This window comes from Stenotrophomonas sp. S39, assembly GCF_016624665.1.
Taxonomy (GTDB): Bacteria; Pseudomonadota; Gammaproteobacteria; order Xanthomonadales; family Xanthomonadaceae; genus Stenotrophomonas.
In genome coordinates this window covers 17,604-42,101 of the sequence record NZ_JACVTT010000016.1, presented here as the reverse complement: position 1 = coordinate 42,101, position 24,498 = coordinate 17,604, and the positions used below count along the sequence as shown (strand labels likewise).

Below are 24,498 nucleotides of genomic sequence, written 5' to 3'. Positions count from 1 at the left end.
CCCACCCCCAACGACCACGGAGGTACTGCCCCATGACCCTGTTCTTCGCCCTCTGTTTCGTCGGCGTCGCAGTGGCCGGGTTCAGTGCCTTCGTGATCTTCTGGCCATTGACCCTGGTGCACGTGCGCGACCGCCATCCGGCGCTCGCCGCGCGCTTCGGCAATGGCGCCTTCCTCAAGCCCGATGCCCTGGCCTGGCTGCTGCGCCGCGATTACCGCCAGCAGCCGGACCGTTCGCTGTCTGGGCTGGCGACGCCGGCCTGGGTATCGCTGCTGACCCTGCTGGCCGGACTGGGCATGGCTGCCCTGCTCTGGGTGGCTTCGCTCTGGTAACACACACATGAACGACAACAACCACGACGCGCGCGACAGCTGGTGGCTGGCCAGCCTCGGCAACACCCTGATCTGGGCCCGCCTGCGCGTGCGCCCGGCCGGCACCGCCGAAGTGCTCGACAGCGATGGCAATACGCTGAGCTATGACAGCGAAGACACCGCGCGTTCGCAGCTGTTCGACGCCGAGTTCGTCGAGTACGACGGCCTGGACGAAGAAGACGCCCTGGTGCGCGGCTTCAGCCTGCACGAAGTGCAGCCGCCGCAGGCCGGCAGCGATGAAGGCCTGCGTGGGCGCATGGTGCAGTCGCTGGGCGCGCGCGCGTAAGGCGCGAACCATGTTCACCCCACGCGACTTCGCCGCGACCGACCTGCTCTGGCTGGATCGCCTGCTGGCGCGTGATCCGTTCGTCACCGTGCTGACCACCGGTGACGATGGCCTGCCCGAACTGACCCGCGTGCCCGTGCTGTACCGGCGCGACGGCGACCAGATCGAACTGCGCGGCCACTGGGCCCGGGCCAACCCGCAGGCGCGCCATGACGGCGCAGCCAAGGTGCTGGTGGACGGCCCGCATGGCTATGTGTCGGCCAGCTGGTACCCGGACAAGGAAGCCGCCTCACGCGTGCCGACCTGGAACTATGCCGCGGCCGAACTGCGCGGCCAGCTGCAGCGTTTCGACGATACCGACGAGCTGGCCCAGCTGGTCTCCGACATCGGCGACCGCTTCGAAGCCAGCGTCGGCCAGGCCTGGCAGTTCGAGCCGCAGCGTGACGACCACCGTCGCCAGCTGCGCGGCATCATCGGCTTCCGCTTCCAGGTCGAACAGGTACAGCTGAAGCTGAAACTGAGCCAGAACCACCCCGAGGCCAACCAGCAGGCAGTGATCGCCGAACTGGAAAAGCTCGACACCCCGCATTTCACCGAGCTGGCGCAGTGGATGCGCTGGCACCGCGCGCAGACCGCCGCCAGCGACTGAGCGCATTGTTTCCCGCGAAGGCGCGGCCGGACGGCCACGCCCCTCGCCCACCCGACGCCAGGGACCCGAACATGAAAGACATCCACAAGCTGCTGCAGAACAACCGCGACTGGGCCGACCGCATCGAGAAGGAAGACCCCGAGTTCTTCCACCAGCTGGCCAAGCAGCAGCACCCGGAATACCTGTGGATCGGCTGTTCCGATTCGCGCGTGCCGGCCAACCAGATCATCGGCATGGCCCCGGGCGAAGTGTTCGTGCACCGCAACGTGGCGAACGTCGTGGCCCACACCGATCTGAACTGCCTGAGCGTGGTGCAGTACGCGGTGGACCAGCTGAAGGTGAAGCACATCCTGATCGTCGGCCATTACGGCTGCGGCGGCGTGCACGCCTGCCTGCACAACACCCGCGTCGGCCTGGCCGACAACTGGCTGCGCCACGTGGGTGATGTGATGCAGAAGCACACCGCGATCATCGACGCCATCGAGACTGATGAGCTCAAGCACGCCCGCCTGTGCGAACTGAACGTGATCGAACAGGTCGCAAACCTGTGCCGCTCGACCATCGTGCAGGACGCCTGGGCCCGCGGCCAGAAGCTGATGGTGCATGGCTGGGTGTACAGCCTGAAGGACGGCCGCGTGCGCGAGATGGGCATCGACGTGGGCTCGCAGGAAGACCTGCAGCCGGCTTACGAAAAGGCCCTGTCCTACGTGCCGCGCAAGGGCAAGCGCGACTGACCTCCCAGGGGAACCGACCATGCTCGCCTCGCCGATCAACCTGCACGCCTGGATCGAAGAACACCGCCACCTGCTGAAGCCGCCGGTGGGCAACAAGATGATCGACAACGGCGCCTTCATCGTGATGGTGGTGGGCGGGCCGAACTCGCGCACCGACTACCATTACGACGAAGGCCCGGAGTGGTTCTACCAGCTGGAAGGCGAGATGGTGCTGAAGGTGCAGGAGGATGGCGCGGTACGTGACATCCCCATCCGCGCCGGCGAGATCTTCCTGCTGCCGGCCAGGGTGCCGCATTCGCCGCGGCGCCCGCCTGGCGGCATCGGCCTGGTGGTCGAGCGCAAGCGCCTGCCGCATGAGAAGGACGGCGTGATCTGGCATTGCGAGCGCTGCAACCACAAGCTGCACGAAGAGTATTTCCCGCTGCAGAACATCGAGACCGACCTGCCCAAGGTGTTCGCGCGCTACCAGGCCAGCCTGGAACTGCGCACCTGCAGCGAATGTGGGCATGTGGATCCGCTGCCGGTACCGGCGGCGGGCTGAACGTTCGCCGGGCATGGCCCTTGTAGAGCCGAGCCCATGCTCGGCTGCCAGGCCGCGAAGCCGAGCATGGGCTCGGCTCTACAGTTCAACCGGCACGCAGGCGTTCCGGGCGTCGGTCCCACCATCCCAGGCGCTACACTGGCAGCCCCGTTGCAGCCTGTTGCCCGACCATGTCCGACCTGCTCAGCCGCACCCACGCCATCGCCCTGGACGCCGCCGATCCGCTGCGCCCGCTGCGCAATGAATTCCTGATTCCGCGCCATGGCGGCGGCGAACAGACCTACTTCGTCGGCAACTCGCTGGGCCTGCAGCCGCGTGGCGCGCAGGCCGCCGTGCAGGAAGTGATGAAGCAGTGGGGCGAGCTGGCCGTGGAAGGCCACTTCACCGGCCCCACCCAGTGGCTGTCCTACCACCGCCTGGTCAGCGCGCAGCTGGCCCGCGTGGTCGGTGCGCTGCCCAGCGAAGTGGTGGCGATGAACACGCTGAGCGTGAACCTGCACCTGATGATGGTCAGCTTCTACCGGCCCACTGCCGAGCGCCCGGTCATCCTGATGGAAGCCGGCGCCTTCCCGACCGACCGCCATGCGGTGGAAGCGCAGATCCGCTTCCACGGTTTCGACCCGGCCGATTGCCTGGTGGAAGTGCAGCCGGATGAAGCCAACGGCACGATCTCGATGGCCACCATCGAACGCGCCATCGGCGAACACGGCCCGCGCCTGGCGCTGGTGCTGTGGCCGGGCGTGCAGTACCGCACCGGCCAGGCATTCGACCTCGATGCGATCACCCGCATCGCGCGCCTGCAGGGCGCCCGGATCGGCTTCGACCTGGCCCATTCGGTCGGCAACCTGCCGCTGCACCTGCACGATGTCGCGCCGGATTTCGCGGTGTGGTGCCACTACAAGTACCTCAACAGCGGCCCGGGCGCCGTGGCCGGTGCCTTCGTGCACGAACGTCACCACCGCGACACCACCCTGCCCCGCTTCGCTGGCTGGTGGGGCCACGATGAAGCGACCCGCTTCCAGATGGCGCCGCAGTTCAACCCGGCCATCGGCGCCGAAGGCTGGCAGCTGAGCAACCCGCCGATCCTTGGCCTGGCGCCGCTGCGCGCATCGCTGGACCTGTTCGAGCGGGCCGGCATGGAAGCGCTGCGCCGCAAGTCGCTGGCCCTCACCGGCCTGCTCGACACTCTGGTGCGTGCACGCCTGCCGCAGGTATTGGACATCGTCACCCCGTCCGAACCGGAACGCCGCGGCTGCCAGCTCTCGCTGCGGGTACTCGCCGGCCGCGAACGTGGCCGCGCCCTGTTCGAACACCTGCGCGCCATCGGCGTGCTGGGTGACTGGCGCGAGCCGGACGTGATCCGCATTTCGCCCACCCCGCTCTACAACCGCTACCTGGACGTGCACCACTTCGTCGAGGAAGTGGAAGCCTGGGCCGGCCTGTAAGCCGCTCCCCCACCTCTTGCTGGACAGTTCGTTGATCGCACATGCATCCCGCTCGTTGAGCATCATCGGTGCCGGCCTGGCCGGTTCCCTGCTGGCCATCCTGCTGTCCCGCCAGGGCTGGCGGATCACCCTGTACGAACGCCGTGGCGACCCGCGCGTGGCCGACTATGAAAGCGGCCGCTCGATCAACCTGGCGCTGGCCGAACGCGGCCGCAACGCGCTGCGCCAGGCCGGGGTGGAAGACGAAGTGATGGCCCGCGCGGTGATGATGCGCGGCCGCATGGTGCACCCGCGCGAGGGCGAACCGCAGCTGCAGCGCTACGGGCGCGACGACAGCGAAGTGATCTGGTCGATCCACCGCAGCGGCCTGAACACCACGCTGCTGGAACTGGCCGAACAGGCCGGCGCCACCGTGCACTTCCATCGCCGCCTGCACACCGTCGATTTCGATGCCGGCTACGCGCGCTTCATCGATGACCGCGACGACAGCCCGCACGACATCCGTTTCGACACGCTGATCGGCGCCGACGGGGCCGGTTCGGCACTGCGCGCAGCCATGAACCGGCGTGCGCCGCTGGGCGAGGACATTGCCTTCCTCGACCACTCGTACAAGGAACTGGAGATCCCGCCTGCGGCCGACGGCGGTTTCCGCATCGAGCGCAACGCGCTGCACATCTGGCCGCGCGGCCATTACATGTGCATCGCCCTGCCCAACCACGAAGGCACGTTCACCGTCACCCTGTTCCTGCCCAACAAGGGCGAGCCAAGCTTTGCCACGGTCAATACCGGTGCGCAGGCCGAGGCGCTGTTCGCCCGTGAGTTCGCCGACACGCTGCCGCTGATCCCGGACCTGCGCGCGGACTGGGAACAGCATCCGCCCGGCCTGCTGGGCACGCTCACCCTGCAGCGCTGGCACCAGGCCGGCCGCGCCGTGCTGATCGGCGATGCCGCGCACGCAATGGTGCCGTTCCACGGCCAAGGCATGAACTGCGCCTTCGAGGACTGCGTGGCACTGGCCCGCCACCTGCAGGAGGCGGACGACCTCGAAGGCGCCTTCGCCGCCTTCGAGGCCGAGCGCAAGCCGAATGCGCGTGCCATCCAGCAGATGGCGCTGGAGAACTACCTGGAGATGCGCGACCGCGTCGCCGATCCGGCCTTCCTGCTGCAGCGCGAGCTGGAACAGGAACTGCAGCGGCGCTGGCCCACGCGCTTCGTGCCGCACTACACCATGGTCACCTTCCTGCACACGCCGTATGCCGAAGCGCTGCGCCGCACGGAGATCCAGCGCGACATGCTGGTGGCGGCCACCGCAGGCCACCAAACCCTGTACAACATCGACTGGGCCACGCTGGAAGCGCAGATCCATGCGCAGCTGCCGGTCCTGGAGGGCGCACACTGATGGCCGACAGCTTCCTGTTCTACGATCTCGAAACCTTCGGCCAGGACCCGCGCCGCACCCGCATCGCGCAGTTCGCGGCGATGCGCACCGATGCCGATCTGAACGTGATCGACACGCCGGTCAGTTTCTTCGTGCGGCCGGCCGATGACCTGGTGCCGTCGCCCATGGCCACCCTGGTCACCGGCATCACCCCGCAGCAGGCCATGGCCGAGGGCATCAGCGAAGCCGAGGCCTTCGACCGCATCAACGAACAGCTGTCGCGCCCGGGCACCTGCGCGCTGGGCTACAACACCCTGCGCTTCGACGACGAGTTCATCCGCTACGGCCTGTTCCGCAACTTCCACGACCCGTACGAGCGCGAGTGGCGCAACGGCAATTCGCGCTGGGATCTGCTGGACATGCTGCGGATGATGCGCGCCCTGCGCCCGGACGGCATCCAGTGGCCGCTGCGCGAAGATGGCGCGACCTCGTTCAAGCTGGAGCACCTGGCCGAAGCCAACGGCGTGCGCGAAGGCGATGCGCACGAGGCACTGTCGGATGTGCGCGCCACCATCGGCATGGCGCGGCTGTTCAAGCAGTCGCAGCCGCGGTTGTGGGATTACGCACTGAAGCTGCGCGACAAGCGCTTCGTCGGCAGCCTGCTGGACGTGGCCGCGATGAACCCGGTGCTGCACATTTCCATGCGCTACCCGGCCAGCCGCCTGTGCGCGGCGCCGGTGCTGCCGCTGGCCATGCACCCGACCATCAACAACCGGGTGATCGTGTTCGACCTGGAAGGCGAAATCGATGACCTGCTGGAGCTGCCGGCCGAAGTGATCGCCCAGCGCCTGTACATGCGCGCCAGCGAACTGCCCGAGGGCGTGGCCCGCGTGCCGCTGAAGGAAGTGCATCTGAACAAGGTGCCGGCGCTGGTGGCCTGGAACCACCTGCGCGCCGACGACCACGCACGCCTGGGCCTGGACGTGGCCGCGATCGAAGCCAAGGCCGAGCGCCTGCGCGCGGTTGCCGCACCGCTGGCCGAGAAGGCGCGCCAGATCTTCAACCAGCCGCGGCCGGCCGTCGTGTCCGACGTGGACGCCTCGCTGTATGACGGCTTCCTCGGGGCGGGCGACAAGCCGCTGCTGGCCCTGGCCCGCACCAGTGCACCGCAGCAGCTGGCCGCGCTGGAAGGCCGCTTCCGCGACCCGCGCCTGCCCGAGCTGCTGTTCCGCTACCGCGCACGCAACCATCCCGACAGCCTCGCACCGGATGAACACGAGCGCTGGCAGGATTACCGCCGCCAGCGCCTGCTCGGCGAGAGCGGCCTGGGCGAACTGAACCTGCCCCAGTACCAGCAGCAGATCGACGCGCTGGCCGCCGAAGCGCCCGATGACGCGCGCCGGGCTGGCCTGCTGCAGTCGCTGCGCGACTGGGGCCACCACCTGCAGGAGACGCTGTGAGCACGTATTTCTCCGACGCCAGTTTCAAGTTCCTGCGCAGCCTGGCGCGGCATAACGAAAAGGCCTGGTTCAACGACCACCGCCAGCAGTACGAAGACCATGTGCGGCAGCCGTTCCTGCGCCTGCTGGGCGACCTGCAGCCGGCATTGACCGAAGTCAGCGACCACTTCCGTTCGGACACGCGCGGTGTCGGCGGCTCGCTGTTCCGCATCCACCGCGACGCGCGGTTTTCCAACGACAAGTCGCCGTACAAGACCTGGCAGGGCGCCCGCCTGTTCCATGAGCGTCGCCGCGAAGTGGCCGCGCCTTCGTTCTACATCCACCTGCAGCCCGGCGAGAGTTTCGTTGGCGCCGGCCTGTGGCATCCGGAGCCGGACACGCAGCGGCGCATCCGTCATTTCATCCTCGACAACCCGGGCAGCTGGAAGGCGGCTGCGCATGCGCCGGCCCTGCGCAAGCGCTTTGATTTCGAGCAGACCGAGAAACTGGTGCGGCCGCCGCGCGGCTTCCCCGCCGACTTCGAGTTCATCGACGACCTCAAGCACCGCAACTGGGTGATGTGGCGCTCGCTGGACGACGACACCATGACCGGCCCGCGGCTGCTGTCCACGCTGGGCAAGGATCTGGCCGCACTGGGCCCGTTCGTCGATTACCTCTGCGCCGCCCTGGACCTGGAATTCTGATGGCGCAGGCACTACCCCTGGCCCGGCAGCGGCGCGTGCTCGGCCGCACCGGCCTGCAGGTGTCGCCGATCGGCCTGGGTTGTTCCGGCTTCTGGGGCCACCGCCGCTTCGCGGAAGGCGCTGCGGCCGCCGTGGTCGAGCATGCCCTGGCACAGGGCGTGAACCTGCTCGACACCGGCCACAACTATTCCGGCTTCCATGCCGAGCCGCGCCTGGGCCGCATACTGCGCCCGCTGCTGGCGCGCTTTCCGCGTGAGTCCCTGGTGGTGTCCAGCAAGGGCGGCACGCTGACCGGCCAGGCCGGCATCAGCGGTGCCGAGCAGCGTGATTTCTCCGCGGCGGCGATCACCGCCAGCTGCGAGGCGTCGCTGCGCAACCTCGGGCTGGATTACCTGGACATCTACCAGCTGCATGGCGCCAGCGAGCACGACATCAACGATGACCTGCTGGCGGCGCTGCAGCGCCTGCGCGAGCGCGGCCTGGTGCGCTGCACCGGTATCAATACGCACTCGGCGGTGACGCTGCGCTGGATGATCGCCCACCCCGAGGCCTTCGACGTGGTACTGCTGGATTACAACGCCCTGCAGCAGGACCGCGAGCCGCTGATCGACCAGCTCACCGCCGCCGGCATCGGCGTGCTGGCCGGTACCGTACTCGCCCAGGGCCACCTGCTCCCGGCCCGGCCACGCCTGCCCCGGCTGGCCGACGCCTGGTACCTGGCGCGCACGTGGCTGAAGCCCAGCAGCCGCGCACTGATGCGCAGCGCACGCGCGATGCGCCACGCAGTGGCATCGGTGCACAGCCAGCAGCCGGCGCAGACCGCCTTCGCCTATGTACTGCAGCATCCCGGCGTGGCCAGCGGCATCCTCGGCACCACCCGCGTGGCCAGCCTCGAACAGGTGCTGCAGACCCGCCTGGAGGCGCTGGATGGCGCCGATCGGCAGCGGCTGGTGGCCGCCTTCGGCGACGGCAGCGGCTCACCCAGTCACTGACGCTTAACCTGCGGCTGCCGTAGTTGCGGCAGTCTGGGCGCCATGAAGAAACTCATCGGCATTCTGGTTGCCCTCGTCCTGGCCGTGGCCGCCTGGTGGTTCAGTGGCCCGTACCTGACCGTGCACGGCCTGTCCAAGGCCATCGAGCAGCGCGATACCGCGCGGCTGGAGCGCTACGTGGATTTTCCGCGCGTACGCAGCAGCCTGCGCGCCCAGCTCAACGATTACCTGGTGCGGCAGGCGGGGCCGGACGTGGCGGCCAGCCCGTTCGGCGCGCTGCTGTACGGGCTGGGTGACCAGCTGGGAGGTGCGGCGGTGGACACCATGGTCACGCCGACCGGCATCGGCGCGATGCTGCAGGGCCACGTGCTGTGGAAGCGCGGTCGCAATGAACTGCAGGGCGGCGATGCGTTCGGCCCGACCGAACCGGCGCGGCCGTTGAAGAACGCCGAACACCATTTCGAGGCGCTGGACCGCTTCGTAATTGACGTCCAGCGCGGCCCCGGCGAGCCACCGATGAAGGTGGTGCTGGAGCCGCAGGGCCTGCGCTGGAAGGTGGTGGACCTGCAGTTGGGGATGTCGGGAAGCCCGTAGCCCCATGCCGCTGCGCTCGCCGGGCATGGCCCGGCGCTACCACCGCGGCCCGCCCCATCCGGTAGCGCCGGGCCATGCCCGGCGATGCCAACCAACGGTTGGCACCCACCCGTCGAATCCGTAGCGCCGGGCTCAGCCCTCGTTGGCCACGCCGTGCGGGACGTGACCGGCGGCCACGTGTTCACGGGCGCTGTCGATGTTGTGCTGCGAATCATCGAAGAAGATGTCCGCGCCGAAGGCCTGCAGGAACGGGCCCTTGTGGCGGCCGCCGAGGAACAGGGCCTCGTCCAGGCGCACGCCCCACTCGCGCAGGGTGCGGATCACCCGCTCGTGCGCGGGGGCCGAACGCGCGGTGACCAGCGCGGTGCGGATCGGCGCGCTGTCGCCCGCCGGGAACACTTCCTGCAGCGTGTGCAGGGCCGACAGGAAACCGCGGAACGGGCCACCACTGAGCGGCTCGCGGGCGCGCTCGCGCTCGTGGCGGCCGAAGGCCTCAACCCCCTGCTCGCGCGAGATCCGCTCGCTCTCGTCGCCGAAGATCACCGCGTCTCCATCGAAGGCGATGCGCAGCTGTCCGGCCGGGCGCGTGATATCGATCTGGTCGGCGGCAGCCGCCGCGGTTTCACCCGGGGGCTTGGGCAGGATGGTCGCCGCCGCGATGCCATGGCGCAGCGCACTGCGCACCGATTCGGGATTGGCCGACAGGAACAGGTCGGTGCCGAACGGCTTCACGTAGGGCCAGGTCGGCTCGCCCGCAGTGAAGGTCGCGCGGATGATGCCCAGCCCATAGTGCTGGATGGAATTGAAGATGCGCAGGCCGGTATCGGCCGAATTGCGCGACAGCAGGATGACCTCGACGCGCGGGTTCTCCGGGCTGGCACCCTGGTTCAGCGCCAGCAGCTTGCGCACCACCGGGAACGCCACGCCAGGGCCAAGGATGTCGTCCTCGTGCTGGCGCTGGTACTCGGCATAGGCCGCTACGCCATCGCTCTCGAACAGCGCATGGCTTTCTTCCAGGTCGAACAGCGCGCGCGAGGTCACCGCGACGGTCAGCAGGCGGGGGGAGTTGTCGCCCATCGGTGGGGGGTCCTTCAAGCGATCGGCGGGGCCGGCAGCGTATTGTCGTCAAAAAACGAACTGTTCGCTCAGGATCCGGTCTTCCAGGTTGTGTTCCGGGTCGAACAGCAGGGTCACCCGGTGCTCCTTCGACTCGCGAATGGTGACTTCCACCACGTCGCGGGTCTCGTGCGAATCGGCGGTGACGCTGACCGGGCGCTTGTAGGGATCGAGCACACGGAAGCGCACTTCGGTGTCGGCCTTGAGGATGGCACCGCGCCAGCGCCGCGGCCGGTACGGGGCCAACGGCGTCAGGGCGATGGTATGCGACCCCAGTGGCAGCACCGGGCCGTGCGCCGAATAGTTGTAGGCAGTGCTGCCGGCCGGGGTGGCCACCAGCACGCCATCGCCGATCAGCTCGGCCACCCGTTCCTGGCCGTTGAGATCGATGCCGATGTGCGCCGCCTGGCGGGTCTGCCGCAGCAGCGAGACATCGTTGTAGGCCAGCGAACCGGTGCTCGCACCGGATTCGGTCAGCGCCAGCATTTCCAGCGGCCGCAGGTTGGCCGGCTCGGCGCGGGCGATGCGTGCAACCACATCGTCTTCGGCGCGGTACTGGTTCATCAGGAAGCCGACGGTGCCCAGCTTCATGCCGAACACCGGCTTGCCCAGGCGGCCATGCCGGTGCAGGGTCTGCAGCATGAAGCCGTCGCCGCCCAGCGGGCACAGCACGTCGGCCTGGTCGGGCGCGTGGTCGCCGTAGCGGGAAACCATCGCCGCGCGGGCCATCTGCGCCGGTTCGGCGGTGCTGGCCAGGAAAGCGATGCGGGGGGTGTCGCTCATCGGTGGATCCGGGGGAAGGCTGGCCAAGAGCATAACCGAGCGCCGCTGCGCTCGCCGGGCACGGCCCGGCGCTACCTGGAACCCCGCGCCCCGGTAGCGCCGGGCCATGCCCGGCGAACGGCAGACCCCCAACGCAGAACGGCCCCGCTTTCGCGGGGCCGTTCCGTTTCACGCTTGCCGGGCGTGGCCCGGCGCTACATCACTTACGCGCCATGTGCGGCCAGCTGGCCCAGGCGCTGCACCGCGACCGACACGGTCGGGTAGTCCAGGGTCTTCTGCTCGGCCAGTTCGGCCAGCATCGACAGGGTGAAGCGCAGGCTGCTGTCGTCGCGGCCGATCCAGCTGGCGACCTTGGCTTCAGCACTGCTGCCCTTGGTACCCAGCACCTGGCCGGCCAGGTTGCGGTGGTGCGCGGCCAGTTCGTCACGCAGCACGCCACGGGCCACGGCATGCCAGCGGCCGTTGACCTCCAGCGCGTCGATCTGCTCGAACAGCCACGGCAGCTGCAGGGCATCGCCCAGGCGGAAGTGGATCTTGGACACGTCCACCGGCTTCAGCTTGCGGGTGCGGGCCAGTTCGATGATGTCGAACGCCGGCTCCAGGAAGTGCAGTTCGGCCAGCTGCTGGGCCAGCGCGGACGGCAGGCCCTTTTCCTTCCACTCGGCCACCAGGGCTTCGTAGGTCGGACGCTGCGAATCCGGCAGCACACCCGAGGCAACACGGATGTCGTTGAACGGGCCCTGGTAGCGGTTGACGGCTTCAGTGATGCCCGGCATCGCGCCCGGGCGCGACAGCAGCCAACGCACGAACGAACGCTGCAGCTTCCAGATCACTTCCAGCGCGTCGATCTGCACCGACTCCGGCAGGGTGCCGTCGAGGGCGTCGATCTGTGCCCACAGCGCGCGTGCATCCAGCGTTTCGCGGCTGATGGTGTACGCCTTGGCGACCTCGGCGATGGAGCGGCCGGTGTCTTCCTGCATGCGCATCAGGAAGGTGGCGCCCATGCGGTTGATGGTCTGGTTGGTCACGGCCGTGGCGATGATTTCGCGCTTCAGGCGGTGACGCTCCATCGCGTCGGCGTACTTCTTCTGCAGCGGGGTCGGGAAGTAGCGCTGCAGTTCCTTGGACAGGTACGGATCTTCCGGGATGTCCGAATCCAGCAGCTGGGCAAATGCCACCAGCTTGGAATAGGACAGCAGCACCGACAGTTCCGGACGGGTCAGGCCCTGGCCGCGTGCCTTGCGCTGCGACAGCTCGGCATCGGACGGCAGGAACTCGATCTGGCGATCGAGCAGGCCCTGCTGTTCCAGGGTGCGGATGAAGTGCTGCTTGGAACCCAGGCGCTTGACCGCCATCCGCTCCATCAGGCTCAGGGCCTGGTTCTGGCGGTAGTTGTCGTTGAGCACCAGGTCGGCGACCTCGTCGGTCATCGACGCCAGCAGCTTGTTGCGCTGCTCGACGGTCAGCTTCTTGGCGCGCACCACATCGTTGAGCAGGATCTTGATGTTGACTTCATGGTCGGAGGTGTCCACACCGGCCGAGTTGTCGATGAAGTCGGTGTTGAGCAGCACGCCGGCCTGGGCGGCTTCGATGCGGCCCAGCTGGGTCATGCCCAGGTTGCCGCCCTCGCCCACCACCTTGCAGCGCAGCTCGCCACCGTTCACGCGCAGGGCGTTGTTGGCGCGGTCGCCGACATCGCTGTGCTGCTCGCTGGCGGCCTTGACGTAGGTACCGATGCCGCCGTTCCACAGCAGGTCGACCGGCGCCTTCAGGATCGCGCTCATCAGGTCGTTCGGCGACAGCGCCTTGACGTTCTCGTCCAGGCCCAGCGCTTCACGCACCTGCGGGGTGATCTCGATCGACTTCAGGGTACGCGGGAAGATGCCGCCACCCTTGCTGATCAGCTTGGCATCGTAGTCCGCCCAGCTCGAACGCGGCACGGTGAACATGCGCTCACGCTCGACGAACGAGGTGGCCGCATCCGGGTTCGGGTCCAGGAAGATGTGGCGGTGGTCGAACGCAGCAACCAGGCGGATGTGGCGCGACAGCAGCATGCCGTTGCCGAACACGTCGCCGGACATGTCGCCCACGCCGACCGAGGTGAAGTCCTGGCTCTGGCTGTCACGGCCCAGTGCACGGAAGTGGCGCTTGACCGATTCCCACGCACCGCGGGCGGTGATGCCCATGCCCTTGTGGTCGTAACCGACCGAGCCACCGGAAGCGAACGCATCGCCCATCCAGAAGCCGTGCGCGATGGCCAGGCCGTTGGCGATGTCGGAGAAGGTCGCGGTGCCCTTGTCGGCCGCCACCACCAGGTACGGATCGTCCATGTCGTGGCGCACGACATCCACCGGCGGCACGATCTTGTTATTGACGATGTTGTCGGTGATGTCCAGCAGGCCCTGGATGAACAGCTTGTAGCAGGCCACGCCGTTGGCGAACACCGCATCGCGGTCACCGTTCACCGGCGGGGTCTTGGCAAAGAAGCCGCCCTTCGCGCCGACCGGCACGATGACGGTGTTCTTGACCATCTGCGCCTTGACCAGGCCCAGCACCTCGGTGCGGAAGTCTTCGCGACGGTCCGACCAGCGCAGGCCACCACGGGCGACTGCACCGAAGCGCAGGTGGGTACCCTCCACGCGCGGGCCGTAGACGAAGATTTCGCGGTACGGACGCGGCTTCGGCAGGTCCGGCACCAGGGCCGAATCGAACTTGAAGCTGATGACATGGCCATGCTGGCCGTTGGCATCGGTCTGGTAGTAGCTGGTACGCAGGGTCGCGTCGATCACGCCCATGAACGAGCGCAGGATGCGGTCCTCATCCAGGCTGGACACGCGGTCCATCAGCTTCAGCAGCGCTTCGCGCGCGGCCTGCATCTGCGCATCGCGGTCGCCCTTGCGCGCATCGACGACGGTCTTGAGCACCTTCAGGGTGGCATCGTCGGCGGCAGCCAGCACATCGAAGTGGGCCTTCAGCTGGGCCTGGCCGGCAGCGATGTCGTCCTTGCTCTCGTGGCCGGTGGCCGGATCGAAGCGGGCTTCGAACAGTTCCACCAGCAGGCGGGCCAGCAGCGGGTAGCGCGAGAAGGTGCCTTCCACGTACGCCTGCGAGAACGGCACGCCGGTCTGCAGCAGGTACTTGCAGTAGCCACGCAGCATGGCGACCTGGCGCCAATGCAGGCCCGCGGCCAGCACCAGGCGGTTGAAGCCATCGTTCTCGGCATCGCCGTGCCACACGCGGGCGAAGGTCTCGCCGAAGGCCTCATCGACGCGGGCGGCATCGATGGCGCCGGCGGTCGATTCGACCTCGAAGTCCTGCACGTACACCGGGGCGTTGTCGACCGAAAGCCGGTACGGACGCTCCGCGATCACGCGCAGGCCCATGTTTTCCATCATCGGCAGCGCGTCCGACAGCGGGATGTCATCCAGCTGGCGGTACAGCTTCAGGCGCAGGCCATCGCCGCTTTCGCGCGGCACGGCCTGCAGGCTCAGGCGCAGGTCGTCCGGACCGGTCAGGGCATCAAGCTGGCTGACATCGTTGGCGGCAACGGCGGTGCTGTTGTCTTCGATGTAGCCGGCCGGCAGCGCCTTGCCGATGCGGGCAGCGATGCGCAGGCCTTCGGTCTCGCCATGGCGGGTCACCAGCGCTTCGCGCAGGTCGTCCTGCCAGTTGCGCAGCACCTGGGCCAGCTTCTGTTCCAGTTCGGCGGTATCGACGTCGAGCATTTCGCCCGGCTTCGGGCGCACGATCAGGTGCACCTGGGCCAGCGGCGATTCGCCCAGCACCACCGAGCTGTCCACGTACTCACCGTGCAGCGCTTCCTTCAGCATCGCCTCGATGCGCAGGCGCACGTCGGTGTTGAAGCGCTCGCGCGGCAGGTAGACCAGCGCGGAAATGAAGCGGCTGTACTTGTCGCGGCGCAGGAACAGGCGGCTGCGCACGCGTTCCTGCAGGCCCAGCACGCCCATGGCGGTGCGGAACAGTTCGTCCTCGCTGGACTGGAACAGTTCTTCGCGCGGCAGGGTTTCCAGGATGTGGCGCAGGGCCTTGCCGCTGTGGCTGGCCGGGGCCAGGCCGGACTGCTTCATCACGTATTCGTGGCGCTGGCGCACCAGCGGGATTTCCCACGGGCGACGGTTGTAGGCGCTGGAGGTGAACAGGCCCAGGAAGCGCTGTTCGCCGATGATCCTGCCCTTGGCGTCGAATTCCAGCACGCCGATGTAGTCCATGTAGCCGGCGCGGTGCACGCGCGAACGGGCATTGGTCTTGGTCAGGATCAGCGCGTCCTTCAGCCCGGACGTGGTGTTCAGGCCCTGCGCAGCCAGGGTCTTGACCGGACGTGCGGCGGACTTGTCCTTGCCGCGCATCAGGCCCAGGCCGGTGTCGTTCAGCGGCGCCAGCACGTCTTCCTTGCCCTGCTTCTCCACGCGGTACTCGCGGTAGCCGAAGAAGGTGAAGTGGTTGTCGGCGGCCCAGCGCAGGAACTGCTGCGCTTCGGCACGCGAGGCATCGTCGACCGGCAGCTGGCGGCTGCCCAGGTCGTCGGCCAGCGCCAGCGCCTTGTCCTTCATCGGCTGCCAGTCGCGCACGATGGCGCGCACTTCATCCAGCGCCTTGTTGATGGCCTGCTCGATGGCGGCCATGGCTTCGGCCGGCTGGCGGTCGATCTCCAGCAGCATCACCGACTCGGCATCGCCCTCGCCGACCTTGGCCAGCTTGCCGGCCTTGTCGCGGGTGAAGCGCAGCACCGGGTGGCCCAGCACATGCACGCCCACGCCCTGTTCGGCCAGCGACATGGTGACGGTGTCGACCAGGAACGGCATGTCATCGTTGATGATCTGCAGCACGGTGTGCGGCGATTCCCAACCGTTGGCCTTGGCTGTGGGGTTGAACACGCGCACGTTGGCCTTGCCGGCCTTGCGTGCACGCGCGAACTCCAGGGTGTCTGCTGCCAGCGCCGCCCACTCTTCAGCGGTGTGGTGCGGGAACTCGTCCGACTCCATGCGCTTGTAGAAATCGGCTGCGAATGCCACTGCCTCGGCCTGCGCGGCCGCGGGGTAACGCTTGCGCAAGGCCGTGTACACCGGCTCCAGGGAGAAACCAGCGGTCACTGCGACCTCCGACTCAGCTGGCTTGGTTTTGTTTTTCACGGTCTTGGCTGCGGTTTTTTGCGGTTTCATGGCAGAGCGATGCGCTTGCTCAGTTGGGAAAATGAAATTGTAGCCCTGTTGCAGGAAAAGGCCTTGCTGCAGGACGGAATAATGAAATGCCGGGTTTGCTCCGGTTTAGACGCCTATTCAGTTCGCACCGGTATGGCGTCGTCACCCGGCGACGCGATACCGACAGGATCGGCAAACCGTGTTACCGGAATAAGCGCGCGCAGCGCCCGCTGTCGGGACGGACAGGACTATCGGCACGATTCCACAATCCTGAACTGGACGGTATAGTCCACCGCGTGAACCCGGCCTACCTCCCCGCTGCCCTGGATGCGCGCGATCAGCGCGTGTTCGATGCCGTGCGCGAACTGCTGGCCCACCAAGGCATGCAGATCAGCATGGATGCGGTGGCCCAGCATGCCGGCTGTTCGAAGCAGACCCTGTATTCGCGCTACGGCAGCAAGCAGGATCTGCTGCGGCGGGTCATGCAGCGCCACGTCGGCCACGCTACCGGGGCCATGGTCCGTGCACTCCGCACTGACGACCTGCGTGCCAGCCTTCTGCAGTTCGCCACCGACTTCCTGGAGCATTTCAACCAGCCGCATGTGGGACAGGCCTGCCGGGTGATTGCCGCTGATGCGGCGCAGTTTCCCGAAGAGGCGCGTACGCTGTACCGGCATGGTGCCGGCGCATTGACGCTTCATCTTGCTGAATGGATTGAAACCGTTTGCATGCGTGGCCAGCTCCGGCATGACGACCCGCACTTCATGGCCGAACTGCTGCTGAGCATGATCGCCGGTCAGGATTTCGACAAACAGCGTTTCCATACCCCCCATCGCGATGACGCGCAGCTGCGTCGGCGCTGGGCAGAATTCTCCGTCGACAGCTTCCTGCGCGCCTTTGCGCCAACGCCGTCGGTGGCCCCCACTACAAACCAACCCCGGAGTTCCTCCTGATGACCGCCCCACTCCGCACCCTTGCCTTGACGTGCGCCGTTGCTGTCGCGCTGGCCGCCTGCAAGAAGCCGGAACAGCAGACGCCCCCGCCGCCGGAGGTGGGCGTGATCGACGCCAAGCCGCAGACCCTGCCGCTGCAGCGTGAACTGGTCGGCCGCCTGTCCCCGTTCCGCAGCGCCGACGTGCGCGCGCGCGTGCCGGGCGTGCTGCTCAAGCGCGTCTACCAGGAAGGCAGCGAGGTCAAGCAGGGCCAGACCCTGTTCCTGATCGATCCGGCCCCGCTGCGCGCCAGCCTCAACGCGTCGGAAGCACAGCTGGCCTCGGCCCGCGCGACCTACGCCAACGCCAAGGTCGCCGCCGACCGCGCCCGTTCGCTGGCGCCGCAGCAGTACGTGTCCAAGTCCGACCTGGACAGCGCCGAAGCCGCCGAGCGCACCGCGCTGGCCGCGGTGAAGCAGGCCGAAGCCTCGGTCACCTCCTCGCGCATCAGCCTGGGCTATGCCGAAGTGACCTCGCCGATCAGCGGCGTGGCCAACAAGCAGCAGGTCACCGAAGGTGCCCTGGTCGGCCAGGGCGACGTGACCCTGCTGACCACCGTGGACCAGCTCGACCCGCTGTACGTGAACTTCTCGCTGAGCGTGGACGAGCTGAGCCAGCTGCGTGCCCAGCAGGCGCGTGGCGCCCTGGCGCTGTCCGGCGATGGCAAGGCCACCGTCAACGTCAAGCTGTCCGATGGCACCGCCTACGGCGAAGCCGGCACGCTGGACTTCTCGTCCACCACGGTCGACCCGGCCACCGGTGCGGTTTCGCTGCGCGCGGTGCTGCCCAACCCGCAGAAGATCCTGCTGCCGGGTGCCTTCGTCAGCTTCCAGGCCAACCTGGGCGAACGCAACAACGCCTTCCTGATCCCGCAGCAGGCCCTGCAGCGTGACAGCGCCGGCGGCTTCGTGATGGTGGTCGGCGCCGACGGCAAGGTCGTGCGCAAGAACGTGAAGACCGAAGGCGCACAGGGCGGCAACTGGATGGTCAGCGACGGCCTGGCCGCCGGTGACAAGGTCGTGGTGGCAGGCGTGCAGAAGGTCAAGGAAGGGGCGCCGGCCACGGCCAAGCCCTGGACCCCGGGCCAGGATGCCAACGGCCAGCCCGCCGCCGGTGCAGCCCCGGCAGCCGCGGCTGCAGGCGGCGCCGAGAAGGCGCCGGCCAAGCCGGAGGCCGCCGACAAGGCCGAGCCTGCCGCCACCGAATCGAACAAGCAGTAACGGGAACCTTCCGTCATGCCTAAATTTTTCATCGAACATCCAGTCTTCGCCTGGGTGGTAGCGATCCTGATCTCGCTCAGCGGCGTGATCGCGATCCTCAACCTCGGCGTCGAGTCCTATCCCAACATCGCCCCGCCGCAGGTGACCGTCCAGGCCACCTACCCGGGCGCGAGCGCGGACACCACTGAAAAATCGGTCACCCAGGTGATCGAGCAGCAGCTGACCGGTATCGATCACCTGCTGTACTTCAGCTCGTCCTCGTCCTCCAATGGCCGTGCGCAGATCACCCTGACCTTCGAGACCGGTACCGATCCGGACATCGCCCAGGTGCAGGTGCAGAACAAGGTGTCGCTGGCCACGCCACGACTGCCTTCGGAAGTGACCCAGCAGGGCGTGGTGGTGGCCAAGGCCAACGCCGGCTTCCTGATGGTGGTCGGCCTGCGTTCGGACACCGGCACGATCAGCCGCGACGCCCTGAACGACATCGTCGGTTCGCGCGTGCTCGACCAGGTCTCGCGTATCCCCGGCGTCGGCAGCACCCAGCAGTTCGGTTCCGAGTACGCCATGAACATCTGGCTGAACCCGGAAAAGATGCAGGGCTACGGCCTGTCGGCCAGCGAAGTGCTGGCGGCCGTGCGCGCGCAGAACGTGCAGTTCGCGGCCGGTTCGCTGGGTTCGGATCCCTCGCCGGATGGCCACTTCACTGCCACGGTTTCGGCCGAAGGCCGCTTCAGCTCGCCTGAAGAGTTCGAGAACATCATCCTGCGGGCCAATGCCAACGGCTCGCGCGTGCTGCTCAAGGACATCGCCCGCGTCGCCTTCGGTGCCAACAACTACGGCTTCGATACCCAGTACAACGGCCAGGCCGCCGGTGCCTTCGCCATCCAGCTGCTGCCGGGCGCCAACGCCCTGAACGTGGCCGATGCCGTGCGCGCCAAGATGGACGAGCTGCAGCCGAGCTTCCCGGCCGGCGTCAGCTGGTTCTCGCCGTACGACAGCACCACCTTCGTCAAGATCTCCATCGAGGAAGTGGTCAAGACGCTGTTTGAAGCGGTGTTGCTGGTGTTCCTGGTGATGCTGATCTTCCTGCAGAACTTCCGCGCGACGATCATCCCCACCCTGGTCATCCCGGTGGCCCTGCTGGGTACGTTCCTGGGCATGTGGCTGATCGGCTTCACCATCAACCAGCTGACCCTGTTCGCAATGGTGCTGGCGATCGGCATCGTGGTCGATGACGCGATCGTGGTGATCGAGAACGTCGAACGCATCATGACCGAGGAAGGCCTGGCGCCGAAGCCGGCCACGCAGAAGGCGATGACCCAGATCACCGGCGCGGTGGTGGCCATCACCGTCGTGCTGGCCGCGGTGTTCATCCCCTCGGCCCTGCAGGGCGGTGCGGCCGGTGAGATCTACAAGCAGTTCGCGCTGACCATCGCCATCTCGATGGCGTTCTCCGCGTTCCTGGCGCTGGGCTTCACCCCGGCCCTGTGCGCGACCTTCCTCAAGCCGACCCACAACGACAACCCGAACATCGTCTACCGTACCTTCAACAAGTACTACGACAAGATCAGCGGGACCTACGTCGGCCACATCACCTCGGCGGTGAAGCACGCGCCGCGCTGGATGATCCTGGCCGTGGTGCTCACCGCACTGTGCGGCTTCCTGTTCACCCGCATGCCGGGCAGCTTCCTGCCGGAAGAAGACCAGGGCTACGCACTGGCCATCGTGCAGCTGCCGCCGGGCTCGACCAAGGGCCAGACCAACGAAGTCTTCTCGCAGATGCGCGGCATCCTGAAGGACCAGGAAGGCTACGAAGGCCTGATGCAGATTGCCGGCTTCAGCTTCGTCGGTTCGGGCGAGAACGTGGGCATGGGCTTCATCCGCCTCAAGCCGTGGGCCGACCGCAAGGTCACCGTGCCCGAGTTCATCCAGAACATGAACGGCGCGTTCTACGGCATCAAGGAAGCGCAGATCTTCGTGGTCAACCTGCCGACCGTGCAGGGCCTGGGCCAGTTCGGCGGCTTCGACATGTGGCTGCAGGACCGTGGTGGCCAGGGCTACGAACAGCTGACGCAGGCGCGCAACGTCCTGCTGGGCAAGGCCGCACAGGAAAGCGACAAGCTGACCGGCGTCCGCCCGAACGGCCTGGAAAACGCCCCGCAGCTGGCGCTGCATGTTGACCGCGTGCAGGCGCAGTCGATGGGCATGTCGGTGTCGGACGTGTACAGCACCATCCAGCTGATGCTGGCCCCGGTGTACGTCAACGACTTCTTCTACCAGGGCCGCATCAAGCGCGTGACCATGCAGGCCGACGCGCCGTACCGCACCGGCCAGGAATCGCTGAAGAGCTTCTACAGCCCCTCCAGCCTGACCACCAATGCCGACGGCACCAACGCCATGATCCCGCTGAACACGGTGGTCAAGTCGGAATGGGTGTCGGCACCGCCGTCGCTGAGCCGCTACAACGGTTACTCGGCCATCAACATCGTCGGCTCGCAGGCCCCGGGCCAGAGCTCGGGTGAAGCGATGACCGCGATGGAAGACATCGTCACCAACGACCTGCCGGCCGGTTACGGCTATGACTGGTCGGGCATGTCCTACCAGGAAATCCTGGCAGGCAACGCCGCGACGCTGCTGCTGGTGCTGTCGGTGGTGGTGGTGTTCCTCTGCCTTGCCGCACTGTATGAAAGCTGGTCGATCCCGGTGGCGGTGCTGCTGGTGGTGCCGCTGGGCGTGCTGGGTGCCATCGGCCTGTCGATGATCCGCGGCCTGCCCAACGACATCTTCTTCAAGATCGGCATGATCACGGTGATCGGCCTGGCCGCAAAGAACGCGATCCTGATCGTGGAGTTCGCGGTGGAACAGCGTGCCGCGGGCAAGACCCTGCGCGATGCCACCATCGAAGCGGCCCGCCTGCGTTTCCGCCCGATCCTGATGACCTCGTTCGCGTTCATCATGGGCGTGATCCCGATGGCCATCTCCACCGGTGCCGGCGCCAACTCCCGCCACGCCATCGGTACCGGCGTGATCGGCGGCATGCTGTTCGCCACCCTGCTGGGCCTGCTGATGATCCCGGTGTTCTTCGTGGTCGTGCGCCGCATGCTGGGCGACAAGCTGGATGAACCCTCCAAGGAGTTCATGGAGCGCCAGCGCGACGCCGAAGCCGCACACCGCCCGGATCGTTGATCCGGCAGTAGGCAGAAATGAAAAGGCCCCGGAGCGATCCGGGGCCTTTTTTGTTGCCGCTTTCTGTAGAGCCGAGCCCATGCTCGGCTGCTTCTGCCCGAGCCGAGCATGGGCTCGGCTCTACAGGCAACCCTGCCCCTCAGCGCAGCAGCGCGACCACGGCACACACCGCCACGATCACCAGCGCGGCCCACTGCATGGGCACGAAGAAGACATGATGCGGCGCCGCCTCGCCCTTCTGCCGCGGCGCGCGGTTCAACCACAGGCCCAGCAGTACGTTCACGGCCGCGCCAAGGCCTCCACCCAGCAGCACCTGCTGCAGCGGAATGTTGCCCTTCGGGCCGTCGTGCGGGAAGAAGTACGCCAGCAGCAGGATGCCTGCAATCGGCGTCACCAGCGTCATGAATCCCCAACCGCGATAGATCATCGTGCAGACCTTGATAAAAACGGCCTGCATTTTAGCGGGGCTTGCGCGCGCGATCGCTTTCTGTAGAGCCGAGCCCATGCTCGGCTGCCTGTACCGGAGCCGAGCATGGGCTCGGCTCTACAGATATCCAATGCCACGGCCCATCCACGCATGGCGTGGATCTACACACGGCCCAACGTCAGCGGGCATCCACGCACGGCCGCGCCGCCATTGCAGCGGCGCGGCCGCTTGAACTCAGCGCAGGCCCGTCTCGTTGCGGGCGATCACCAGGCGCTGGATTTCCGAGGTGCCTTCGTAGATCTCGGTGATCTTGGCATCACGGAAGTAGCGCTCCAGCGGCATTTCCTTGGAATAGCCCATGCCACCGTGGATCTGCACGGCCTGGTGGGTGATCCACATGGCCGCTTCGGACGCGGTGAGCTTGGCGATGGCCGCTTCGTTGCTGAAGCGCTTGCCCTCGCCCTTCACCCATGCAGCGCGCAGGGTCAGCAGCAGGGCCGCGTCCAGCTTGCACTTCATGTCGGCGATCTTGGCCTGGGTCATCTGGAAGGTACCAATGGCGGCACCGAAGGCCTTGCGGTCCTTCACGTATTCCAGGGTTGCCTCATAGGCAGCACGGGCGATGCCGATGGCCTGCGAGGCGATGCCGATGCGGCCGGCGTCGAGCACGCCCATGGCGATCTTGAAGCCCTCGCCTTCCTGGCCCAGCACGTCCTCGGCCTGGGCCACGTAATCGTTGAACTCGATCTCGCAGGTGGCCGAGGCACGGATGCCCAGCTTCGGCTCGGTCTTGCCGCGGCCGAAACCGGCCTTGTCGGTGTCGACCAGGAAGGCGGTGATGCCACGCGCACCCTTGTCCGGCTCGCTCATCGCGAACAGCACGATGTACTTGGCCACCGGGCCGGAGGTGATCCAGCTCTTCTTGCCATTGATGACGTAGGTGCCGTCGGCCTGCTTGACCGCGCGGCAGCGCATGGCCGTGGCATCCGAACCGGACTGCGGCTCGGTCAGGGCGAAGGCACCGATGGCCTCGCCCTCGGCGATCGCGCGCACGTACTTCTGCTTCTGCGCCTCGCTGCCATGGGTCAGGATGCCGTTGCAGAACAGCGAATTGTTGACCGACATGATCGTCGAATGCGCAGCATCACCGGCGGCGACCTCCACCATCGCCAGCACGTACGCAATCGGGTCCATGCCCGCGCCGCCGTATTCGGTCGGCACTTCGATGCCCATCAGGCCGTTCTCGCCCAGCAGGCGGATGTTCTCCAGGGGGAATTCGCCGGTGCGGTCATGGTGCTCCGCGCTCGGGGCGATCTTTTCCTGCGCGATGCGCCGCGCAACGTCCTGCAGCATCAACTGCTCTTCAGTAAAGCTGAAATCCACAACACCCTCCCAGGGACATGATGATATGGGCCACGCACAGCGTGCCCAGGTGCGCCGATTGTACCGGGGCCGGGCAACGGCGGCTGACTTGGGGGCGGTGGCGGCTTGACCGGGACAGGCGCCGTCGGCGAATATATCTCTATATCGCGATAGGTAGATATTCATGGATCTGGAAGACTGGTCGACCCGCCTGAAGGTGTTCGCCGACGCCACCCGTGTGCGCCTGCTGGCGCTGCTGGAACAGGAAGAGCTGACCGTGGCCGAGCTGTCGGCGATCACCCGGCTGGCGCAGCCGCGGGTGTCGACCCACCTGGCGCGCCTGAAGGAAGCGGGCCTGGTCCGCGACCGCCGTGCCGGCGTGTCGGCCTACTACCGCTTCGACGATGCCCAGCTGGACCCGGCGCAGCGCGCATTGTGGCATGCCTTGAGCAACGGAAGCGATGACCCGCTGCTGCGCCAGGATGCTGAACGCGTCGCTGCGGTGATGGCCAGCCGTGCCGCCGACCAGAACTGGGCCGACAGCGTGGCCGGCGACATGGAACGCCACTACTCGCCGGGCCGCACCTGGGAAGCGCTGGCACGCACGGCGCTGCCGCTGCTGGAAACCGGCGACGTGCTGGACATCGCCTCCGGTGACGGCGTGCTGGCTGAACTGGTCGCGCCGCACGCCAGCCGCTACGTGTGCATCGACACCAGCGCGCGCGTGGTGGCCGCCGCCAGCGAGCGCCTGCGCCGCCTGCCCAACGTGGAGGTGCGCGAGGGCGACATGCACGCCCTGCCCTTCAAGGACCGCACGTTCGACCTGGTGGTGCTGATGCACGCGCTGACCTATGCCAGCAAGCCGGCGCAGGCCGTGGCCGAGTCCGCGCGCGTGCTGCGCCCGGGTGGCCGCCTGCTGCTGTGCAGCCTGGCCCGCCACGAGCACAAGGCCGCGGTGGAAGCCTATGGCCACGTCAACCTCGGCTTCAGCGACAAGGAACTGCGCAAGTTCGTCGACAAGGCCGGGCTGCAGGTCTCCAGCCTGGAAACGGTGACCCGTGAAAAGCGCCCGCCGCATTTTGAAGTCATCTCGCTGATCGCCAACAAGCCCTGAGGTCGC

General features: G+C 67.2%; 20 protein-coding genes. 15 read left to right on the top strand and 5 right to left on the bottom strand.

What is annotated here, in order from left to right; genetic code table 11:
• Positions 1 to 32: 32 nt before the first annotated feature.
• The 11 genes from IAE41_RS06755 to IAE41_RS06705 all read left to right on the top strand — a co-directional run bounded on the left by IAE41_RS06755 (position 33) and on the right by IAE41_RS06705 (position 9,133).
• Complete coding sequence (locus IAE41_RS06755) at positions 33 to 332, top strand: hypothetical protein (protein ID WP_079222390.1); 300 nt, start codon at positions 33 to 35, stop codon at positions 330 to 332.
• Positions 333 to 339: 7 nt separating this feature from the next.
• Positions 340 to 657, top strand: coding sequence for a hypothetical protein (locus IAE41_RS06750; protein WP_200732547.1), 318 nt, complete (start codon positions 340 to 342; stop codon positions 655 to 657).
• Positions 658 to 667: 10 nt separating this feature from the next.
• A complete protein-coding gene (locus tag IAE41_RS06745; RefSeq protein WP_200732546.1) occupies positions 668 to 1,306 on the top strand; it encodes an FMN-binding negative transcriptional regulator in 639 nt (212 codons plus the stop codon).
• Between the two features lie 71 nt (positions 1,307 to 1,377).
• A complete protein-coding gene (gene can / locus IAE41_RS06740; RefSeq protein ID WP_079222393.1) occupies positions 1,378 to 2,040 on the top strand; it encodes a carbonate dehydratase in 663 nt (220 codons plus the stop codon).
• Between the two features lie 19 nt (positions 2,041 to 2,059).
• Entirely contained in the window at positions 2,060 to 2,581 is a 522-nt protein-coding gene (locus tag IAE41_RS06735; protein WP_200732545.1) for a 3-hydroxyanthranilate 3,4-dioxygenase, read from the top strand.
• 170 nt (positions 2,582 to 2,751) lie between these two features.
• Entirely contained in the window at positions 2,752 to 4,026 is a 1,275-nt protein-coding gene (gene kynU / locus IAE41_RS06730; protein WP_200732544.1) for a kynureninase, read from the top strand.
• Positions 4,027 to 4,057: 31 nt separating this feature from the next.
• On the top strand, positions 4,058 to 5,425 hold the full coding sequence (locus IAE41_RS06725) for an NAD(P)/FAD-dependent oxidoreductase (protein WP_200732543.1): 1,368 nt from the start codon (positions 4,058 to 4,060) through the stop codon (positions 5,423 to 5,425).
• On the top strand, positions 5,425 to 6,864 hold the full coding sequence (gene sbcB / locus IAE41_RS06720; RefSeq protein WP_200732542.1) for an exodeoxyribonuclease I: 1,440 nt from the start codon (positions 5,425 to 5,427) through the stop codon (positions 6,862 to 6,864). Before IAE41_RS06725 ends, sbcB begins: the two co-directional genes overlap by 1 nt.
• The gene (locus IAE41_RS06715; protein ID WP_079222397.1) at positions 6,861 to 7,547 is read left to right on the top strand and encodes a DUF2461 domain-containing protein; all 687 of its coding nucleotides are present in this window, start codon (positions 6,861 to 6,863) and stop codon (positions 7,545 to 7,547) included. Before sbcB ends, IAE41_RS06715 begins: the two co-directional genes overlap by 4 nt.
• Positions 7,547 to 8,539 (top strand): aldo/keto reductase, encoded by a 993-nt coding sequence (locus IAE41_RS06710; RefSeq protein ID WP_200732541.1) that lies wholly within the window; start codon positions 7,547 to 7,549, stop codon positions 8,537 to 8,539. Before IAE41_RS06715 ends, IAE41_RS06710 begins: the two co-directional genes overlap by 1 nt.
• A 42-nt stretch (positions 8,540 to 8,581) precedes the next feature.
• Positions 8,582 to 9,133: a DUF2939 domain-containing protein gene (locus IAE41_RS06705; RefSeq protein WP_079222399.1), complete on the top strand. Its 552-nt coding sequence runs from the start codon at positions 8,582 to 8,584 to the stop codon at positions 9,131 to 9,133.
• Positions 9,134 to 9,265: 132 nt separating this feature from the next.
• Here the strand turns inward: IAE41_RS06705 and IAE41_RS06700 are convergent, their stop codons facing one another.
• From IAE41_RS06700 to IAE41_RS06690, 3 genes are all read right to left on the bottom strand, one after another.
• Positions 9,266 to 10,210, bottom strand: coding sequence for a 5'-nucleotidase (locus tag IAE41_RS06700; RefSeq protein ID WP_033831508.1), 945 nt, complete (start codon positions 10,208 to 10,210; stop codon positions 9,266 to 9,268).
• A gap of 48 nt (positions 10,211 to 10,258) precedes the next feature.
• Positions 10,259 to 11,032 (bottom strand): NAD kinase, encoded by a 774-nt coding sequence (locus IAE41_RS06695; RefSeq protein WP_079222400.1) that lies wholly within the window; start codon positions 11,030 to 11,032, stop codon positions 10,259 to 10,261.
• Positions 11,033 to 11,235: 203 nt separating this feature from the next.
• Positions 11,236 to 16,212: an NAD-glutamate dehydrogenase domain-containing protein gene (locus IAE41_RS06690; RefSeq protein ID WP_200732540.1), complete on the bottom strand. Its 4,977-nt coding sequence runs from the start codon at positions 16,210 to 16,212 to the stop codon at positions 11,236 to 11,238.
• 275 nt (positions 16,213 to 16,487) lie between these two features.
• On the opposite strand from IAE41_RS06690, the gene IAE41_RS06685 reads away from it, so the two are divergent.
• From IAE41_RS06685 to IAE41_RS06675, 3 genes are read left to right on the top strand one after another with little or no spacing between them, the layout of a single operon-like run.
• A complete protein-coding gene (locus IAE41_RS06685; protein ID WP_079222402.1) occupies positions 16,488 to 17,144 on the top strand; it encodes a TetR/AcrR family transcriptional regulator in 657 nt (218 codons plus the stop codon).
• Positions 17,144 to 18,403: an efflux RND transporter periplasmic adaptor subunit gene (locus IAE41_RS06680; RefSeq protein WP_200732539.1), complete on the top strand. Its 1,260-nt coding sequence runs from the start codon at positions 17,144 to 17,146 to the stop codon at positions 18,401 to 18,403. Before IAE41_RS06685 ends, IAE41_RS06680 begins: the two co-directional genes overlap by 1 nt.
• Positions 18,404 to 18,418: 15 nt before the next feature.
• The gene (locus IAE41_RS06675) at positions 18,419 to 21,589 is read left to right on the top strand and encodes a multidrug efflux RND transporter permease subunit (RefSeq protein ID WP_200732538.1); all 3,171 of its coding nucleotides are present in this window, start codon (positions 18,419 to 18,421) and stop codon (positions 21,587 to 21,589) included.
• A gap of 139 nt (positions 21,590 to 21,728) precedes the next feature.
• Here the strand turns inward: IAE41_RS06675 and IAE41_RS06670 are convergent, their stop codons facing one another.
• Positions 21,729 to 22,016 (bottom strand): hypothetical protein, encoded by a 288-nt coding sequence (locus IAE41_RS06670; protein WP_200732537.1) that lies wholly within the window; start codon positions 22,014 to 22,016, stop codon positions 21,729 to 21,731.
• A 234-nt stretch (positions 22,017 to 22,250) separates the two neighbouring features.
• Entirely contained in the window at positions 22,251 to 23,399 is a 1,149-nt protein-coding gene (locus IAE41_RS06665; protein WP_079222405.1) for an acyl-CoA dehydrogenase family protein, read from the bottom strand.
• A gap of 163 nt (positions 23,400 to 23,562) precedes the next feature.
• Between IAE41_RS06665 and IAE41_RS06660 the strand changes: the two genes are divergently transcribed.
• Positions 23,563 to 24,492: a metalloregulator ArsR/SmtB family transcription factor gene (locus IAE41_RS06660; RefSeq protein WP_079222406.1), complete on the top strand. Its 930-nt coding sequence runs from the start codon at positions 23,563 to 23,565 to the stop codon at positions 24,490 to 24,492.
• Positions 24,493 to 24,498 lie beyond the last annotated feature (6 nt).

Excerpts from the sequence above, each read along its gene's own strand:
- kynU (WP_200732544.1), top strand. The coding sequence starts at position 2,752 with ATGTCCGACCTGCTCAGCCGCACCCACGCCATCGCCCTGGACGCCGCC.
- can (WP_079222393.1), top strand. The coding sequence starts at position 1,378 with ATGAAAGACATCCACAAGCTGCTGCAGAACAACCGCGACTGGGCCGAC.
- IAE41_RS06690 (WP_200732540.1), bottom strand. The coding sequence starts at position 16,212 with ATGAAACCGCAAAAAACCGCAGCCAAGACCGTGAAAAACAAAACCAAG.
- IAE41_RS06755 (WP_079222390.1), top strand. The coding sequence starts at position 33 with ATGACCCTGTTCTTCGCCCTCTGTTTCGTCGGCGTCGCAGTGGCCGGG.
- IAE41_RS06735 (WP_200732545.1), top strand. The coding sequence starts at position 2,060 with ATGCTCGCCTCGCCGATCAACCTGCACGCCTGGATCGAAGAACACCGC.
- IAE41_RS06710 (WP_200732541.1), top strand. The coding sequence starts at position 7,547 with ATGGCGCAGGCACTACCCCTGGCCCGGCAGCGGCGCGTGCTCGGCCGC.
- IAE41_RS06660 (WP_079222406.1), top strand. The coding sequence starts at position 23,563 with ATGGATCTGGAAGACTGGTCGACCCGCCTGAAGGTGTTCGCCGACGCC.
- IAE41_RS06705 (WP_079222399.1), top strand. The coding sequence starts at position 8,582 with ATGAAGAAACTCATCGGCATTCTGGTTGCCCTCGTCCTGGCCGTGGCC.
- IAE41_RS06750 (WP_200732547.1), top strand. The coding sequence starts at position 340 with ATGAACGACAACAACCACGACGCGCGCGACAGCTGGTGGCTGGCCAGC.
- IAE41_RS06675 (WP_200732538.1), top strand. The coding sequence starts at position 18,419 with ATGCCTAAATTTTTCATCGAACATCCAGTCTTCGCCTGGGTGGTAGCG.
- IAE41_RS06695 (WP_079222400.1), bottom strand. The coding sequence starts at position 11,032 with ATGAGCGACACCCCCCGCATCGCTTTCCTGGCCAGCACCGCCGAACCG.
- IAE41_RS06680 (WP_200732539.1), top strand. The coding sequence starts at position 17,144 with ATGACCGCCCCACTCCGCACCCTTGCCTTGACGTGCGCCGTTGCTGTC.
- IAE41_RS06700 (WP_033831508.1), bottom strand. The coding sequence starts at position 10,210 with ATGGGCGACAACTCCCCCCGCCTGCTGACCGTCGCGGTGACCTCGCGC.
- IAE41_RS06670 (WP_200732537.1), bottom strand. The coding sequence starts at position 22,016 with ATGATCTATCGCGGTTGGGGATTCATGACGCTGGTGACGCCGATTGCA.
- IAE41_RS06745 (WP_200732546.1), top strand. The coding sequence starts at position 668 with ATGTTCACCCCACGCGACTTCGCCGCGACCGACCTGCTCTGGCTGGAT.
- sbcB (WP_200732542.1), top strand. The coding sequence starts at position 5,425 with ATGGCCGACAGCTTCCTGTTCTACGATCTCGAAACCTTCGGCCAGGAC.